A 15,499-nucleotide genomic window follows, 5' to 3' on the forward strand; every position below is an offset into this window, starting at 1 on the left:
AACAAAAAACCGAGAGACCACCCGACGTGGTCTCTCGGAAAACAACCGTGAAAACTTCACCGCTTCAGCACTGCCCTGTGGCGAGGGAGCTTGCTCCCGCTCGGTTGCGCAGCAACCGCCAACAAACAGGGCTGCTACGCAGCCCAGCGGGAGCAAGCTCCCTCGCCACAAAAGCCTCTCGATTCACAGGTTTACTGCGGCTTGCGATAGCTGTTCACAATCGCCGAAAAGTCCTTGCCGCCCTCGCCCCGCTGGCTCATCGCCTGGTACAACTGTTGCGCCACAGCCCCCAGCACCACCGGCTGATGGGCCTGCCGCGCGGCTTCGGTCGCCAGGCCCAGGTCCTTGAGCATCAGGTCGGCGCCAAAGCCCCCCGTATAGCCACGGGACGCCGGGGCCGTTTCGATCACGCCCGGCCACGGGTTGTAGGTGTCCGAACTCCAGCAGCGGCCCGTTGAGCTATTGATGATGCCGGCCAGCACTTGGGTGTCGATCCCCAAGGCATCGCCCAGGGCCATGGCTTCGCTGACGCCCACCATGGAAATTCCCAGCAGCAGGTTGTTGCAGATCTTGGCGATCTGCCCGGTACCGACTTCACCACAATGCACAATGTTACGACCCATTTGCGCCAGCACCGGTTGCAAGGTGGCAAACAACTCAGCCGTGGCGCCGACCATGAAGGTCAACGTGCCCGCCGCCGCGCCGCCGGTGCCGCCCGAGACCGGCGCATCGGCCATCGCCACGCCTTGTTTCGCCGCGGCAGCCGCTACGTCACGGGCGGTTTGCGGATCGATGGTGCTGCAATCCACTGCCGGCGTGCCGGCGGCGATGCCGGCCAGCACACCGTCTTCACCCAGCCAGACACTGCGCACATGGGCGGCGGCCGGCAGCATGGTGATAACCAGTGCCGCGCCCTGGGCCGCGTCGCGCGGCGAGGCGCTGATGGTACCGCCCAATGCTGCCAGTTCGGCCAGTACCGTCTGGTTCAGGTCGAACAGGTTCAGCGAATGGCCGGCCTTGAGCAGGTTGCGCGCCATGGGGGCGCCCATATTGCCCAGGCCGATAAATGCGATGTTCATGTCCGGCTCCTTAACGCAAATTGATGGTGGTGTTCACACCGTCATTGACGCTGTCGTCATCGAACCAGCGCGCGGTCACGGTCTTGGTCTGAGTGTAGAACTGCACCACTTGTTTGCCGTACGGGCCGAGGTCGCCGAGTTTCGAACCGCGGGAACCAGTGAAGCTGAAGAACGGCACCGGCACCGGAATCGGGATGTTGATACCCACCTGACCGACGTCGATTTCGCTCTGGAATTTGCGCGCCGCCGCACCGCTCTGGGTGAACAGGCCCGTGCCGTTGCCGAATGGGTTGGCGTTGACCAGGGCAATCGCCTGGTCGAGGGTGTCGACTTCCAACACCACCAGCACCGGCCCGAAGATTTCTTCGGTGTAGATGCGCATGTCGGTGGTCACGCCGGAAAACAGGGTCGGGCCGACAAAGTTGCCCTGCTCGAAGCCCGGCACGCTGATGCCACGGCCATCGAGCTCCAGCTTCGCCCCTTCCTTCACACCGCTCTCGATCAACTCGAGGATCCGCGCCTTGGCCCGCTTGGAAATCACCGGGCCGACATCCGTGCCCGGCTCGCTGCCGGCGTTGACCTTGAGCTTCTGCGCCAAGGCCTTGAGCTCCGGCAACCACTGCTTGGCCGCGCCCACCATCACCACCACGGAGGTGGCCATGCAACGTTGGCCCGCCGCGCCGAAACCAGCTCCCACCAAAGCATTGAGGGTTTGTTCACGATTGGCATCGGGCAGCACCACGGCGTGGTTCTTGGCGCCCATCATCGACTGCACGCGCTTGCCGTGGCGACCCGCCAGGTCATACACATGGGTGCCGACCGCCGTCGAGCCGACGAAGGAAACCGCCTTGATGTCCTTGTGGGTGCAGAGCGCATCCACCACATCCTTGCCGCCGTGCACCACGTTGAGCACACCCGCCGGGACGCCGGCCTCGATGGCCAGCTCCACCAGCAGCATGGTCGACAGCGGATCCTGTTCCGACGGCTTGAGCACGAACGTGTTGCCGCAGGCGATGGCCATCGGGAACATCCACAGCGGAATCATCGCCGGGAAGTTGAACGGCGTAATGCCCGCACACACGCCGATCGGCTGGCGCAGCGTGTAGGTGTCCACGCCACCGGCGACATTCTCGGCGAACTCGCCCATTTGCAGGGTACCAATGGAGCAAGCGTGCTCGACCACTTCCAGGCCGCGGAAAATATCGCCCTCGGCGTCAGCGATGGTCTTGCCCTGTTCGGCGCTGAGCACTGCGGCGATGCGCTTGGAATGCTCGCGAATCAATGCCTGGAGCTTGAGCATGATGCGCATCCGCGCGCCGATGGGCGTCAGTTTCCAGGTCTGGAACGCACGCTGGGCAGCGGCAATGGCGGCATCGACTTCCGCGGCCGTGGCGAACGGAACCTTCGCCAACACCTGCTGGGTGGCCGGGTTGACGATGTCGTGCCATTCGCTGGATTGGGATTCGACCCACTCGCCATCGATCAGCAGTCTGACGGTTTGCAGGGTGGTATCGCTGGGCGTAAGGGAAACGTTCATGCTGGCCTCCGGGATTGTTCTTATGAGAGAGCGCTGGTTCAGCAAAGACCAAAGTGCGCGAGCACGGTTGGTGATGAGACGGTTTTTGGAGTATAGATGTGCAAACTTCTAATAAGAATGCACATAAAAGCCGGTCCATCATGCAAAAAAACATCACCTCCCTGGGGTCGCTGAATTGGGACGACCTCAAGTTTTTCCTCGAAGTGGCCCGCACCCGCAAGGCCAGCACGGCCGCCAAGCGCCTGGCCGTCGACTACACCACGGTGTCGCGACGCATCAGCTCGCTGGAAGCCTCGTTGGGCACGCTGCTGTTCGAGAAATCGCGGACCAACGGCTTTGTCCTGACGGCCGAAGGCCAGCGCCTGCTGGGTTATGCCGAATCGATCGAAAGCACTTTGCACATGGCCTGCGAGCAGGTCTCGGGCTCTGGCGTCGCGTTGTCCGGCCACGTGCGCATGGGCTGCACCGAAGGCTTTGGCAGCTTCTTCATCACCCCGCAGCTGAGCCACTTCGTCGATGCCTACCCAGCCATCTCGGTGGACATCCTGCCGCTGCCACACTTCATCAGCCTGTCCAAGCGCGAGGCCGACATCGTCATCGCCCTCGAACGTCCCGAACACGGCCCGTATGTATGCTGCAAATTGTGCGACTACCGGCTGCAGCTCTACGCCACCCAGTCTTACCTGGACAATCACCCACCGATCCAGCGCCCGGCCGACCTGGCCAGGCACTCATTCATCAGCTACGTGGATGACCTGGCGTTCAGTTCCGAGTTGCTCTACCTGGCCAACGTCCTGCCCGGCGCCAATGCCCACCTGCGCAGCACCAGTGTGATCGCGCAATTCGTGGCAGCGCAGCAAGGCCGCTCGCTCGCGATCCTGCCCTGCTTCCTCGCCGCCCAGGATCCACGGCTGTTGCCGGTGCTGCCGGTGGAAATCAACGTCACCCGGCAGTTCTGGATGTACTGCCGGGAGGACCTGCGCAAGCTCAAGCGAATTACGCTGTTGTGGGATTACATCCGCGAGGTGACTGAACAGAACCGGCCACTGCTGATGGGCGACAGCCGGGAGATGGTGTTCGCCGATTAATCGGCGATGACCACGATAGCGACGCGGCGGTTTTCGGTGCGGCCCTCGACCGTATCGTTGGACGCGACCGGCTTGCTGCTACCGAGTCCGCGCGATTGAACGTTTTCTTGGCGCATGCCTACGCCGATCAATACCTTGCTCACGCTGTTGGCCCGACGTATCGACAGTTGTTCGTTATAGGCTTGAGAACCCGATGCGTCGGTATGACCATCGATCCGCACCCGCTCGATTCCGGCTCCGAGCAGCGCCTTGCCAATTCGTTCGACGATTTCGGTGCTGGCTGGATTAAGGCTTTCCACGTCGCTGCCAAACAGCACCTTGCCCGACAAACCGAAGGCCCAGCCATCGTCAGTCAGTTCGAAACCTTGTTGCTTGAGTACCGCAATTTGCGCCGGGGTCAGGCCTTTCGGCGGTGCCGTCTGGCAACCGCTCAGCGCCACGACGGCAAGCAGCAAAAGCGCCGCGAACCAGCGCAGGGAAATTTGAAGGGATGAATGCACGAGTCAGCTCCTGGTTTGAAGATCAGCGACGGAGTGATCCAACCCCGCCGTATGTTCACCGCCTCGGGCGAGGCGTTTGGCTTGGTACATCGCCGCATCGGCGGCGTGTAACAGGGTGCCCGGCGTGGCACCGTGATCGGGGAAAACGGCAATGCCAATACTGAGGGAGGTCAACACGGAGGCGTTGCCGGGCAATTGAATCGGCATTTCCATGCTGGCGATGATCTTTTCAGCGATCAGCTCAGCGTCCTCGGCCTTGTGCAAAGGCGCCAGCAGCACGGCGAATTCGTCGCCCCCCAAGCGCGCGACCAAGTCATCCTCGCGCAACTGCGCCCGGACCCGGGTCGCCACGGCCGTCAGCACCGCGTCGCCGGCGGCGTGGCCGAAATTGTCATTGATGCCCTTGAACCGATCACTGTCCAGGTACAGCACGGCCACTTGTTCATTGAGCTTGCTGGCATTGCGCAAGGCGCGAATCAGCCGGCCCTCGAAAAATGCCCGGTTCGGCAAGCCGGTCAAGCTGTCGTGGCTGGCCTGGTGGGCCAGGGTTTCGTTTTCGCTTTGCAGGTGGGTCTGCCAGGATTCCAATTCATCGAGCAGTGCGTTGAAGTCATTGGCCAGATTATCCAGTTCGGCGATGGCGGCCGGCGGCACGCGTCGGTCCAAGGCTCGTTCACTGCGGGCTGCGTGGGCCACCTCGGCCAGGCTGCGCAGCGGCCCGGTGATCGCCCGCAACTGCCGCCGCGCCAGGTAAAGCGCCACCCAGGCGCTCACCGCCGTGCACAGGATGATCCCCGCCAAACCGCTGAGTAAAAAACGCAACAGGCTGCCGCCATGCCCCGCCAACACAATGCGACCGATGCTCTGCCCTTGGTGAACGATCGGCAGGCTGATGGGCTTTTCCAGGAATGCCTTGGCAATGTGCACTTCCAGTTCCGACAACAGGCCGGTTTGCGGGCGTTGCCAGCGCGCCAACAGACGGCCATGTTCATTGAACACCTCGGCATCGGCGACCTCCTCGGTGGAGGCGATCAAGGCCAGTGCCTCGGTGGCCGCGGCCGAATCATCGAAGACCACGGCGGCCTCCACGGTGTAGTTGATCGAACGGGCGATCAAGTGCAGGTTGTGATCCGCATAGACTCGCAGCGCCAACAGCCCGAGCAAGGTCAGGGACACACTGGCCATGGTAATAGCCACCAATGCGACGATCAGATGACCGCGACCGATGACCGAGCCCAGGGTGGGACGGACCCTTGGTTTGCTCTGCTTCATGGGGTTGCGGACCTGCGGCGGGAAAGCTGCAGCACACTCGGATGGATGCGCACGCCACTACGTGCCACGGAATCGAGGTTGACCTCGAAAGACACTTGTTCATCACCTACCCGCAGGCAGAACAGGCTACCCACGGTGCACTGGTCGCCGCCCTCACTGATGCTCAACACGGGCTTGCCGATCAAGGACGCAAACAGACGGGTGTGCTCATCGTTGGTCAGCCTGCCGACGTAGACCGCGTTGCACTCAGTGGCGATATTGGGATGATCGGCCAACAACCGCTGCACAATTACCGGCCGCCCCGTGGCCTGGGTAGTGCCCTTGACCAGATCGTCGGTGTATTGGGTCGGCCCGACGATGCACAGTTGCAGTTGAGTGGGTTCCACCGGCCAGCGGGCATAGCTGAGAATGCCCAAGACCACTTGGGTCACCGCTTCGGCCCGCTGCTCGGCCTGGGTCGTGGAGGCCTGCTCCTGGGCAACCGCGACAGGCAGCAGCAGACACAAAAGGCCGGCAAGCAGAACATGCCCCCAGCCCTTGCTGCGCACTGCCTCCCCTACAGGCACTTCCATGGAAAATCTCTTGATCCAGACGATAAGTGCCGGAACGATAGCACAGTGCCAAAAAGCCAGCGAGACAGCGTGTTACGCAGGCTTGGAAGCGAAACAGGCCAAGTTGCCACAAGGGCATGAATCCTTGAAAGCCAATGATTCAGTCAGCCTGTTCCAACGCCAGCATCAAACCGCTCAAGCGCTTGACCTTGCGCCCGACCGCCTCCTCGAAGACCCCCGCCCGCGGTTCGATCAGGCTGAACCATTGCTTGCCCCGGGTAATGGCGGTGTACACCAATTCCTTGGTCAAGACCGGGTTGAGCGCATCCGGAAGGATCAACGCGGTATGGGTGAATTCCGAGCCCTGGGATTTGTGCACCGTCATGGCATACACGGTTTCCACGTCATTCAGGCGGCTGGGCAGGACGAAACGCACGCCACCCTGGCCGTCATTGCGCGGGAAAGCGACCCGCAGGACCTGTTTGCCGGCATCCGGCCCGTCACGCTCGGGGAGCTTGAGGGCAATGCCGATATCACCGTTCATCAACCCCAGCCCATAGTCGTTACGGGTCATCAGTACCGGACGGCCTTCGTACCACTGGTGATCGCTATCGATAAGGCGGGCCTTGAGCAATGCGGCGGTGATTCGCTGGTTCAGTCCTTCGACGCCCCACGGGCCTTTGCGCACCGCGCAAAGCAATTGGAATTCGTCGAAGGCCGCCAGGACCTCACGGGCCCAATCGGCCCAGCAACGATCTTCCAATGGCTGAAAAATGGCCGGACGGCGCTGCCGCAGCAGGCTCAGGTAATGCCGATAACCCTTGGGTCCTTCTGGCTTGCCGTCGAGTAACAGTTTTTCCAGCTTCGTGTCGTATTCACCTGCCAATTTCAAGGAAAACAAATCGACGTACTGCCCGTTATCCAATAATTGGCGGGCTTTCTCCGGCTGTTGCTGGTTGACCGAACGAGCGAGCTGACCGATCCCACTGCCTTCGCCGAAGCGCCGGGAATGCCTGAGCATGACCACTTGCTGTGCCAGGGGATGAGTGCCGTCGAGGTCTTGCAGCAGGTCACTGGCCGCCAGGTTTTCCCCACTGACCGACTCCAGCCAGGCACGGGTCTGGGGGCTGTACCAGCCGTCCTCGGCGTCTCGACACAAATCCCCCAACACCGCACCGGCTTCCACCGAGGCCAACTGGTCCTTGTCCCCCAGCAATACCAACCGTGCATGGGCCGGCAGTGCATCCAGCAGATTGGCCATCATCTCCAGGTCGATCATCGACGCTTCATCGACCACCAGCACATCCAGCGGCAAGCGATTGCCTGCATGGTGACGAAAATGCCGAGTGCCGGGACGACTGCCCAGCAATCGATGGACCGTCGTGACGTCGCAGGGAATGCACCCGCGCACAGCCTCATCCAGGGTTCGGACCTGCTGGCTGATGGACTCGGTCAGGCGCGCCGCCGCCTTGCCCGTGGGCGCAGCCAGGCGAATCCGCAGCGGCTTCCCGGCCTCGACGGCCGGAGCCTGCAACAGGGCCAGCAGACGCACAACGGTGGTGGTCTTGCCGGTGCCCGGGCCGCCGGTCACGATGCTGAAGGCCCCACGGGTCGCTAGCGCGCAGGCCAGTTTCTGCCAATCGATCGGGCCGCTGGCGTTGGCCGGCCCGAACAGCCCGTCCAAACGCTCGCGCAGGTCACCGGGCGCCGCTTCCTGCTCGATCAACCGTTGGCGCAACGCCTCGTCGATCCGCCGTTCATACCCCCAGTAGCGACGCAGATAAAGACGTTTGCCAGACAGTACCAAGGGACGTTGCTGCGCCTCTTCGCTCTCGTCCACAGCCAAGGCCACCAGCCGACTGGACGCCAGGGCCTTGCACCAATGGGCGCCGTCGAGCGTCTGCAATATTTGCGAGGGCAGCAACATCGCGCCTGTCTGCGGATCACCCTCGGGGGGCAGCGACAGGGCAAAGTCCGGTTCCTTGAGGGTCTCGAATATATCCAGGCAAACGTGCCCGTGGCCCAACTGATGGCTGGTCAGCGCAGCGGCGAGCAGGACCAATGGATCATCGTCGGGCGCCAGTTCATGGAGGAACGCCACGAAGGCCTTGTCCAGGGCACGCAGCCAGCCGCGCTCGACCCAGCGCGTCAGCAACAACAGCAGGTCCTGTGCCCGGCTCAAGGGGGCCAGGTCAACCAGGCTTTCATCGTCGGACGCCTTGGGCAGCAGGTCGGCAAAGGAACGACTCATAGCAATTCTCCCTGTACCCACGCCGGCTCAGCCTTGGGCTCTGGCGCGCCCTGGAACAGCCGATCCAGCTGTTCGATCAAGGCCCGTGGCGGCTTGGTGAAATACACGCCCTGGCTTGTCGAGCGGGTCCCACGAAGGAACAGGTACAGCGCGCCGCCGACGTGCCGGTCGTAGTCATAATCGGGAAGCCGAGCCTTGAGCTGGCGATGCAGGGCCAACAGGTACAGCACGTATTGCAGGTCGTAGCGATGGTCCAGGATCGACTGTTCCATGGCCTGTACGGTGTAGGCCATGTCATCGACACCCAGCCAGTTGGACTTGTAATCGGCCACGTAATACCGGCCGTCGTGCTCGAACGTCAAATCGATGAAGCCCTTGAACATGCCGTTGAGCAGCACCGGCTCCGCCGCGACGCGGGCGACACCGCCATGGGTGAACCGGCAAACCAGTTGATCGAGCTTTTGCACATCGACCTTGTGGCTGGCGAACCAGAACTCCATCTCGACCTGGAACCGGGTCAATTGTTCGAGCACCACCGGCGCCTGGTCGCTGCCGACGGGCATGGGCATTTTGATCAAGTGCTGCAGCCAGTCGCTCAGCGTGGAGATCCAGCCTTTCCAACCTCGGCGATTGCAGCGTCGGGCAATGGCATCCTCGATATCTGCCGGCGCGGATGAAAATCCTTCCCCGGCAGCCCACTCCAGCAGGCCATGGAGAAAAGTGCCGGGACCGGGGCCGCGGGGAAAGCGGTGTATGTCGCCACCGACGGCGATGGTCTCCCTGGGCGCGTCCGGGTCAAGACGCTCATCGTCGAACAGTTTCTGGGCCTGTGGATTCTCCGGCGCGGTATCGCTGCCTTCGCTCAGGCTTTCGCCGATGCGCAAGGCGCTGTAGGAGGCGATCCACCAATTTTCGCTGGCTTTTCGCAAGGGCACTAAGGGTTCGAGTAACACAGCGTCGTTGCGTGGCGGCCGATAGTGTTCGTCGGTAGGTTCGGGCATGGGCTGGCAGTTCACCGCGACGCTGCCGTGTTGCAGGTCTTCCAGCCAACGCCTCAGCTCCACTGATTCGGTCAGCGGTGCACCACCGCCCAACAGATAACCCAGCGCGGACACATGCAGGATCGAGCTGTTGTTATTGCCCCGCTTGAGGTCCGCGACACCCAGCCAGCAGGCATGTTGTGCGCGGGTCAGTGCCACGTAGAGCAGCCGCAGATCCTCCGCCAGTCGCTCGTCATCGGCCTTGGCGATCAATTCGGCGGTGGGCTTGAGGCTGATCTGCGCCTTGTTGGCCTCGTCGTGGTAATGCAACGGCAATCGACTGCCATCCACCGGTTTCGTCGAGCAGATGAAGGGCAGGAAAACCAACGGATATTCAAGCCCCTTGGACTTGTGGATCGTGACCACCTTGACCAACTGCTCATCGCTTTCCAGGCGCAGGATCTGCTCTTCTCCCGCCTGTCCGGACAAGGCCAGGTGCTCGGACAAATGCCGGATCAAGGCTTGTTCGCCATCCAGCTCGCCAGCGGCCTGCTGCAACAGTTCGCAAAGGTGCAGCAAGTTGGTCAGCACCCGCTCGCCATCGCTGCGCGTCATCAGGGCCTGGGGCAATTCGAAATCATGCAGCAAGCGCCGCAACATCGGCAGCACGCCCTGGCTGCGCCAGACTGTGCGATAACCGCGAAACTGCATGACCCGGGCTTCCCAGGCCAGTTCATCCTGATTGAGACGCTCCAGCTCCGTCAGCGGCAGGTTCAACGTGATGCTGGCCAGCGCTGCCCGTAGCGGTCGCTCCACATCCGGCTCGGCGCAGGCCTTGAGCCAGGTCAGCAAATCCCGCGCCTCTTGCGAAGCAAAGACCGAATCCTTGTCGGAGAGATAGACACTGCGCACGCCCCGCGTGGACAACTCGTCGCGCACGGCCTGCGCCTCTTTACCGTCGCGCACCAGGATCGCGATATCCGCCGGGCGCAACCCGCGCAGCGTTTCGCCATCGACGGTGAAGCCGTCGCGCCCCGACTGCCCACCGTTGAGCAATGCCGTGATTTCACTGGCGCAGGCGGCTGCCATGGATTGCCGATACACCGCACCGGAGAGCGGCTGGTCCGACGACAGGTGCCAGATGTTCAGTGCCGCAACGGTGTGTCCTGCCATCTGCAGGGACTCCTTGCGCCCCTGGGACTCAACGGACAGGAACGGCACCGGGTTCTCGCCCGAAGGCTCACGGAACAGAAAAGCCCCACGCCCCTTCGAGCGGGACTCGGCCTTCTGGAAAATATGGTTGACCGCCCCCACCATGGCATGGCTGGAACGGAAGTTCGTGCCCAGCGTATGCAACCTGCCGGCCGTGGCCTCGCGAGCACGCAGGTAGGTGTAGATGTCGGCACCGCGAAAGGCGTAGATCGCTTGCTTCGGATCGCCGATCAGGAAAAGTCCGGTCCCGGGGTCGTTGTCTTCAATACGGTAGATACTTTCGAAGATCCGGTACTGAACCGGGTCGGTGTCCTGGAACTCATCGATCAGCGCCACCGGAAACTGCTCGCGGATCAGGCTCGCCAGGCGCTCGCCCCCGTCGGCCTGCAACGCCGCGTCGAGACGCAGCAGCATATCGTCGAAACCCATTTCGGCGCGGCGACGTTTCTCCGCTTCGAAACGCGCCCCGACCCATTGCGCGGCATGCTGCAGCACGGCGGCATCAGGTGTGGGCAACGCATCCAGGCTGGCCTTGAGACCGGCCATGGCCTCCAGCCCGGGATGGTTGGGCACTTCGCCTTTCCAGGCTTCGGCCATGCCCTCGGGCGTCAGGCGCGTGAACCCGGTGCCGATATCCAGCAGCTCATGGCTTTCGTCATCGACCCAGGCGGTGATTTTCTGAAACCACGGCTCGAAGTAACGCGCCTGCATCTTGCGTCCATCAACAGACTTGCTGGCGACGCCTTGCTGGCAGATCTCCAACAGCTCCACTGCCCATTGCCGCCACGGCGCCTTGAGATCGAGCAAGGCGGCACTACGCTCCTGCAACGAGGCGGCGATTAGCTCGGCAGGCTCAAGCCCGTCAGCGCTGCCAGGCTCGCTGGAAAACAATCCCCTCACCCGTGGCAACAGCGCCGCTGGACCTCCCCAATGGGTACGCACCCAATTCAGCGCCTCGCCTTGCATCGAATAGCAGAACAACCGCCAATAATCGCGCAATACCTCGCCCAGCAATTCGCTGTGGTCGGTTTCCAGGGTCTGGGTGAACAGGCTGCCGCTGTCGAAGGCATGCTCACGCAACATGCGCTGGCACCAGCTATGGATGGTCGAGACGGCTGCTTCGTCCATCCACTGCGCGGCGATGTCCAGTCGATTCGCACAGCCAGGCCATTGCTCAGCACGGAACTCATCGCGCAATGCGCCGATCAGTAAATCCGGAGCTGGAATCTCATCGCGAAAGAAACGTGCGGCTTCGGCCAGACGGGTGCGAATTCGTTCACGCAACTCCTTGGTGGCGGCGTCCGTAAAGGTCACGACCAGGATTTGCGGCGGAAGCAACTCGCGGCCAAAACCGGACGCCGAACCGCCGTGCCCTAGCACCAGGCGCAGGTACAGCGCCGAAATGGTGAAGGTCTTGCCGGTACCGGCGCTAGCCTCGATCAGTTGGCTACCCCGCAGCGGGAAAGCCAGGGCCAATGGTGCCTGCTGACTCATGAACGGGCCTCCTCGCTGACCAATGAACGCCACGGGGCTTCGAGCAATGGTCGGTAAAGCGCATCGCACCAGTCGGGGAATGTTTCGTCAGCCATCAAGCCTGCGAAATCAGGAAACTGTCGAGCCAAGGCCGGGTTTTCCCGCCGCTCGCCCTCGAACGTCTGTCCGTCGCCCTCATAGGCTTTGCGCGCCGCGGCTTCGGCCTTGAGCAGATCACTCTGGCCGAGCCAGGCGAACGCCGTCTTCACCGCGATCGGTAGCGGCTGGCGCATACCGGCCTGCCAAGCCTGCAATAGGTCGCCAAGCATTTTTTGTGCGACGGGCTCTTCAAAAGGTGACAACAGCAAGCTGTCATCACTGGCCACCAGCGCCGTGGTCAACGACAAGCCGTTAGCGCAGGCCACGAGATGATTGACCCAGGGCCGTATCAGGCGATGCCACTTGCGGGTCTTGGTGGAGCCGATGCTGTTGGGTATGGCGGTGATGGCGAGAACCGAACCGTCGGAGCGTTGGTGCAGGCCACTGAGCCACCCTTCGACACTCACTCCCTGCAATTGCAGGCTGACCGGCACAGCACTGGTCAGCGGTGTGGGCCACAACGCCAGAAGCTGTTGGTAGCGCTGGAGCAGATCCGGCAAGGGTTCGATCAATTCGCGCTGCATGCACTCACCGAACCCGGCCATCGGCAACAGCCCGCTGTTCTGGAGCCTCTGGGCATGGGCGGCCAAGGCCAGGTCCGGCTGGTCCAGGCGTACCAGGGCGGCCTCGAGCAGGCTGTCGCTCAGGGTGTAGCGTTGCAGCGCGTCGAGCACGAAAGGTTCGTCATCGGCCAGAGGTGCTTCGATGGCGTCGAAGAACACTTTCAGCCGCTGGCTGAAGAAATGGCGGACGGGGTTGCGCAGGAAGTCCTGCAACTGACCGAGGCCCAAGGGCTCCTCCTGGACGTAGGGTTCCAGCACCTGGGTTTTGTCAGTGTCATCGGAGATGTCGTGGAGCATTCGCCATTCGCTCGCGTAACTGAACAGCTCGTCTCCTTGATGGAAATAACGCGCGCTGAACGGTTGCAGCGGATGCTCCTGAGTCAGGGCATCGAGGAGAGGCTTGCTGTCATCGGCCAACCGCCAGCCATTGGCGAGGTGATCGCGCAGTTGGCCGATCAATACCGATGCCGGCCGCTCGCTGTTATCGCGGATACTGCGTCCCACCCAACTGATATAGAGCTTTTCCCGGGCCGAGAGCAGCGCTTCCAACAACAGGTAACGGTCGTCCTCACGGCGAGAACGATCGCCCGGGCGATAATCGCCGCCCATCAGATCGAAATCCAAAGGCGGTTGGGCTCTTGGGTAATCACCATCATTCATCCCCAGCAGGCACACCAGCTTGAAGGGGATCGCACGCATTGGCATCAAGGTGCAGAAATTGACGGCTCCGGCCAGGAAGCGTTGGGACAGTCGCCCTTGATCCAGCCCGGCCAACCACGCTTCACGTACCACCGTCAGCGGCAGTTCATCGTGCAGCCCTACCGACTCACAGGTTTCCAGCCAGGTTTCACGCAAGTCCTCGAGTTGCGCCAGCAGATAGTCGTCATGCTCGTTACTCGCCTGGAAGAATAACTGCATCAGATCGTGCAGACGCGAACCCCATTGCTGCGGCGAGGCTGGCTGGGTGAGTTCCTGATGGGCGACTTCCAAGGCATCCAGCAAAGCAACCAGCGGACCGATCAGCGCCGCGTCCAGGCCACCGATCTCGTCATAGGGCTCGATGCCGTCATAGGCCTGCGAGCTGCCGACGGCGTACCCCAGCAACATGCGCCGCAAGCCGAAATGCCAGCTGTTCTGCTCAAGCTCCGCGGGCAAGCCCAACCCGGCGCGGTGTTCGGCACTCATTCCCCAGCGAATCCCCGCCCCTTCGATCCAGCGATGCAACGTCGGCAGGTCGGCCTCATCGATACCAAACCGCTCGCGCAACGCCGGGACATCCAGCAGATCGAGGACTTCGCTGACCGGGAAACGACTGTCCGGCAGCTTGAGCAAATGCTCGACGGCGATCAGCAGTGGATCACGTCCGCGCTGGCCCTGGTCGGTCAGTGTGAATGGAATGAAACGCGGATCGCTCCTGTCGAGCTGGCCGAACACCGCGCGAATGTGTGGCGCATAACTGTCGATGTCCGGGACCATGACGATGATATCCCGTGGGCGCAATGTCGGATCCGCACTGAAATGGGCCAGCAACTGGTCATGGAGAATTTCCACTTCACGCTGGGCGCCGTGGGCCACATGAAAACGGATCGAGCCGTCTCGTTCCGTGTCGACGACGGGCCAGTGTTCCCGTGTTTCATTCAGGGGGCGGAGTTCCAGGATGTCATCCTGCAACTGGCTGAGAAGGGTCGTCGGGGTCCCGTCAGTGAACAGGTCGATGCGCCCATCGCGAAATACCGCGCGATAGCTGTTGGGGTCATCGTAGCTGTCGAGCAGGTTGATATAGTCGCGCCCCTGCTTGCCCCAGGCGGCCAATAACGGATGGGCATGTTGATGCAGGGTTTGCGGATCGAGGGCGACAGGCATGCCAGCCTTGCGTGCCTGGCGCTTGTATTGATGACGTAGCAAGTCCTTGTCGGCAACGATGTCCGCCCAATGGTGGCGACACGGGTTATGCACGCAGAGTAGAACCTGGCTGAACCGGGAAAGACCGGCGAGCGCCTCGAGGACTTGGGCAGGCAACGAGGAAATACCGAACACGATGACTCGCGCGGGCAAGCCTTTCGGAGCTGCTTCCAGGTTGTTGATACGTTCGATGTAGCGCTGGTGGACGCCTGCGCGGCTTTGCGCCATGCCTTGTTCCCCCACATCCAGCAACAAGGCTCGCCACAGTTCCGCTTGCCAGCAATTCGCCGGCGCGAGCGGCTTGATTTCACCTCGGACATTTCGGGTCTGGTGTCGACCCTCAGCCCAGTCCTCGAGCCAGTCGGCCCGGTACACCTGGTATTGGTCGAACAGATCGGCAAGGCGCTCGGACAGCTGATAGCGCTTGCGCAAGTCGGTGTCGTGGGTAAGGAATCGTCGTAGAGGTTCGAAATGCGGCTGCTCGATCAGTTGCGGCAGCAGGCGCATCAGGCGCCAGGTTAGCGGAGCCTTGTCCAGCAGCGACTTGGCCGGAATCTGATCACGCCCCAGGACCATTCGATAGAGCTGCCACATGAAGCTGCCTGGCAGTTGCACATCAATAGCCGCCGCGATACCGCAGCCGCCGGAATCATCATCTTCCGGGTCTTCAGCCAGTGCGAGCTTGAGCCATTGGGCAATACCATTGCTCTGTACCAGCGCGATTTCATTTTCAAGGGGAGCCAGCGGATAGCGCCGCATCAGGCTGATCACCAGGCCGCGCAATTCATCAAGGCGATTCCCGTGAACCACCATGAAAGCAGGGCTGAGGGACGTTGCGTCCGGCATGAAAGGCATCCTTGAAAATGCAAAAGCTAGGGCAGAACCTTAGCACTGTCGGGGGGCTGTGACAGCCGGGAGCAATCCGAGCTTGT

At 62.0% G+C, this 15,499-nt stretch carries 9 protein-coding genes; 1 reads left to right on the plus strand and 8 read right to left on the minus strand.

Features of this window, described 5'->3' with window-relative positions:
* Positions 1-191: 191 nt before the first annotated feature.
* Both mmsB and J3P88_RS26615 read right to left on the minus strand, forming a co-directional pair.
* Positions 192-1,079, minus strand: coding sequence for a 3-hydroxyisobutyrate dehydrogenase (mmsB, locus tag J3P88_RS26610; RefSeq protein ID WP_046063065.1), 888 nt, complete (start codon positions 1,077-1,079; stop codon positions 192-194).
* A 10-nt stretch (positions 1,080-1,089) separates the two neighbouring features.
* On the minus strand, positions 1,090-2,616 hold the full coding sequence (locus J3P88_RS26615) for a CoA-acylating methylmalonate-semialdehyde dehydrogenase (protein ID WP_186705932.1): 1,527 nt from the start codon (positions 2,614-2,616) through the stop codon (positions 1,090-1,092).
* A 140-nt stretch (positions 2,617-2,756) separates the two neighbouring features.
* Here J3P88_RS26615 and J3P88_RS26620 point away from each other — a divergent pair, with 140 nt between their 5' ends.
* Positions 2,757-3,704, plus strand: coding sequence for a LysR family transcriptional regulator (locus tag J3P88_RS26620; RefSeq protein ID WP_434572555.1), 948 nt, complete (start codon positions 2,757-2,759; stop codon positions 3,702-3,704).
* On the opposite strand, the gene J3P88_RS26625 is transcribed toward J3P88_RS26620, so the two are convergent.
* From J3P88_RS26625 to recC, 6 genes are all read right to left on the minus strand, one after another.
* On the minus strand, positions 3,701-4,204 hold the full coding sequence (locus J3P88_RS26625) for an OmpA family protein (RefSeq protein ID WP_434572556.1): 504 nt from the start codon (positions 4,202-4,204) through the stop codon (positions 3,701-3,703). The two genes, J3P88_RS26620 and J3P88_RS26625, sit on opposite strands and share 4 nt — an antisense overlap.
* 3 nt (positions 4,205-4,207) lie before the next feature.
* Positions 4,208-5,476, minus strand: a complete 1,269-nt coding sequence (locus J3P88_RS26630; protein ID WP_434572558.1) for a diguanylate cyclase domain-containing protein — start codon at positions 5,474-5,476, stop codon at positions 4,208-4,210.
* Positions 5,473-6,048, minus strand: a complete 576-nt coding sequence (locus tag J3P88_RS26635) for a YfiR family protein (RefSeq protein ID WP_250963954.1) — start codon at positions 6,046-6,048, stop codon at positions 5,473-5,475. The genes J3P88_RS26630 and J3P88_RS26635 overlap by 4 nt, the downstream gene beginning before the upstream one ends.
* 139 nt (positions 6,049-6,187) lie before the next feature.
* Positions 6,188-8,278 carry an exodeoxyribonuclease V subunit alpha gene (gene recD, locus J3P88_RS26640; protein WP_434572561.1) on the minus strand — a complete coding sequence of 697 codons (2,091 nt, stop codon included), beginning with the start codon at positions 8,276-8,278 and terminating at the stop codon, positions 6,188-6,190.
* Positions 8,275-11,964, minus strand: a complete 3,690-nt coding sequence (gene recB / locus J3P88_RS26645) for an exodeoxyribonuclease V subunit beta (RefSeq protein ID WP_434572563.1) — start codon at positions 11,962-11,964, stop codon at positions 8,275-8,277. The genes recD and recB overlap by 4 nt, the downstream gene beginning before the upstream one ends.
* Positions 11,961-15,413, minus strand: coding sequence for an exodeoxyribonuclease V subunit gamma (gene recC / locus J3P88_RS26650; RefSeq protein ID WP_434572565.1), 3,453 nt, complete (start codon positions 15,411-15,413; stop codon positions 11,961-11,963). The genes recB and recC overlap by 4 nt, the downstream gene beginning before the upstream one ends.
* Positions 15,414-15,499 lie beyond the last annotated feature (86 nt).

Origin of the sequence: Pseudomonas sp. Z3-6 (genome assembly GCF_051131985.1) — a bacterium.
Taxonomy (GTDB): domain Bacteria; phylum Pseudomonadota; class Gammaproteobacteria; order Pseudomonadales; family Pseudomonadaceae; genus Aquipseudomonas; species Aquipseudomonas zanjanensis.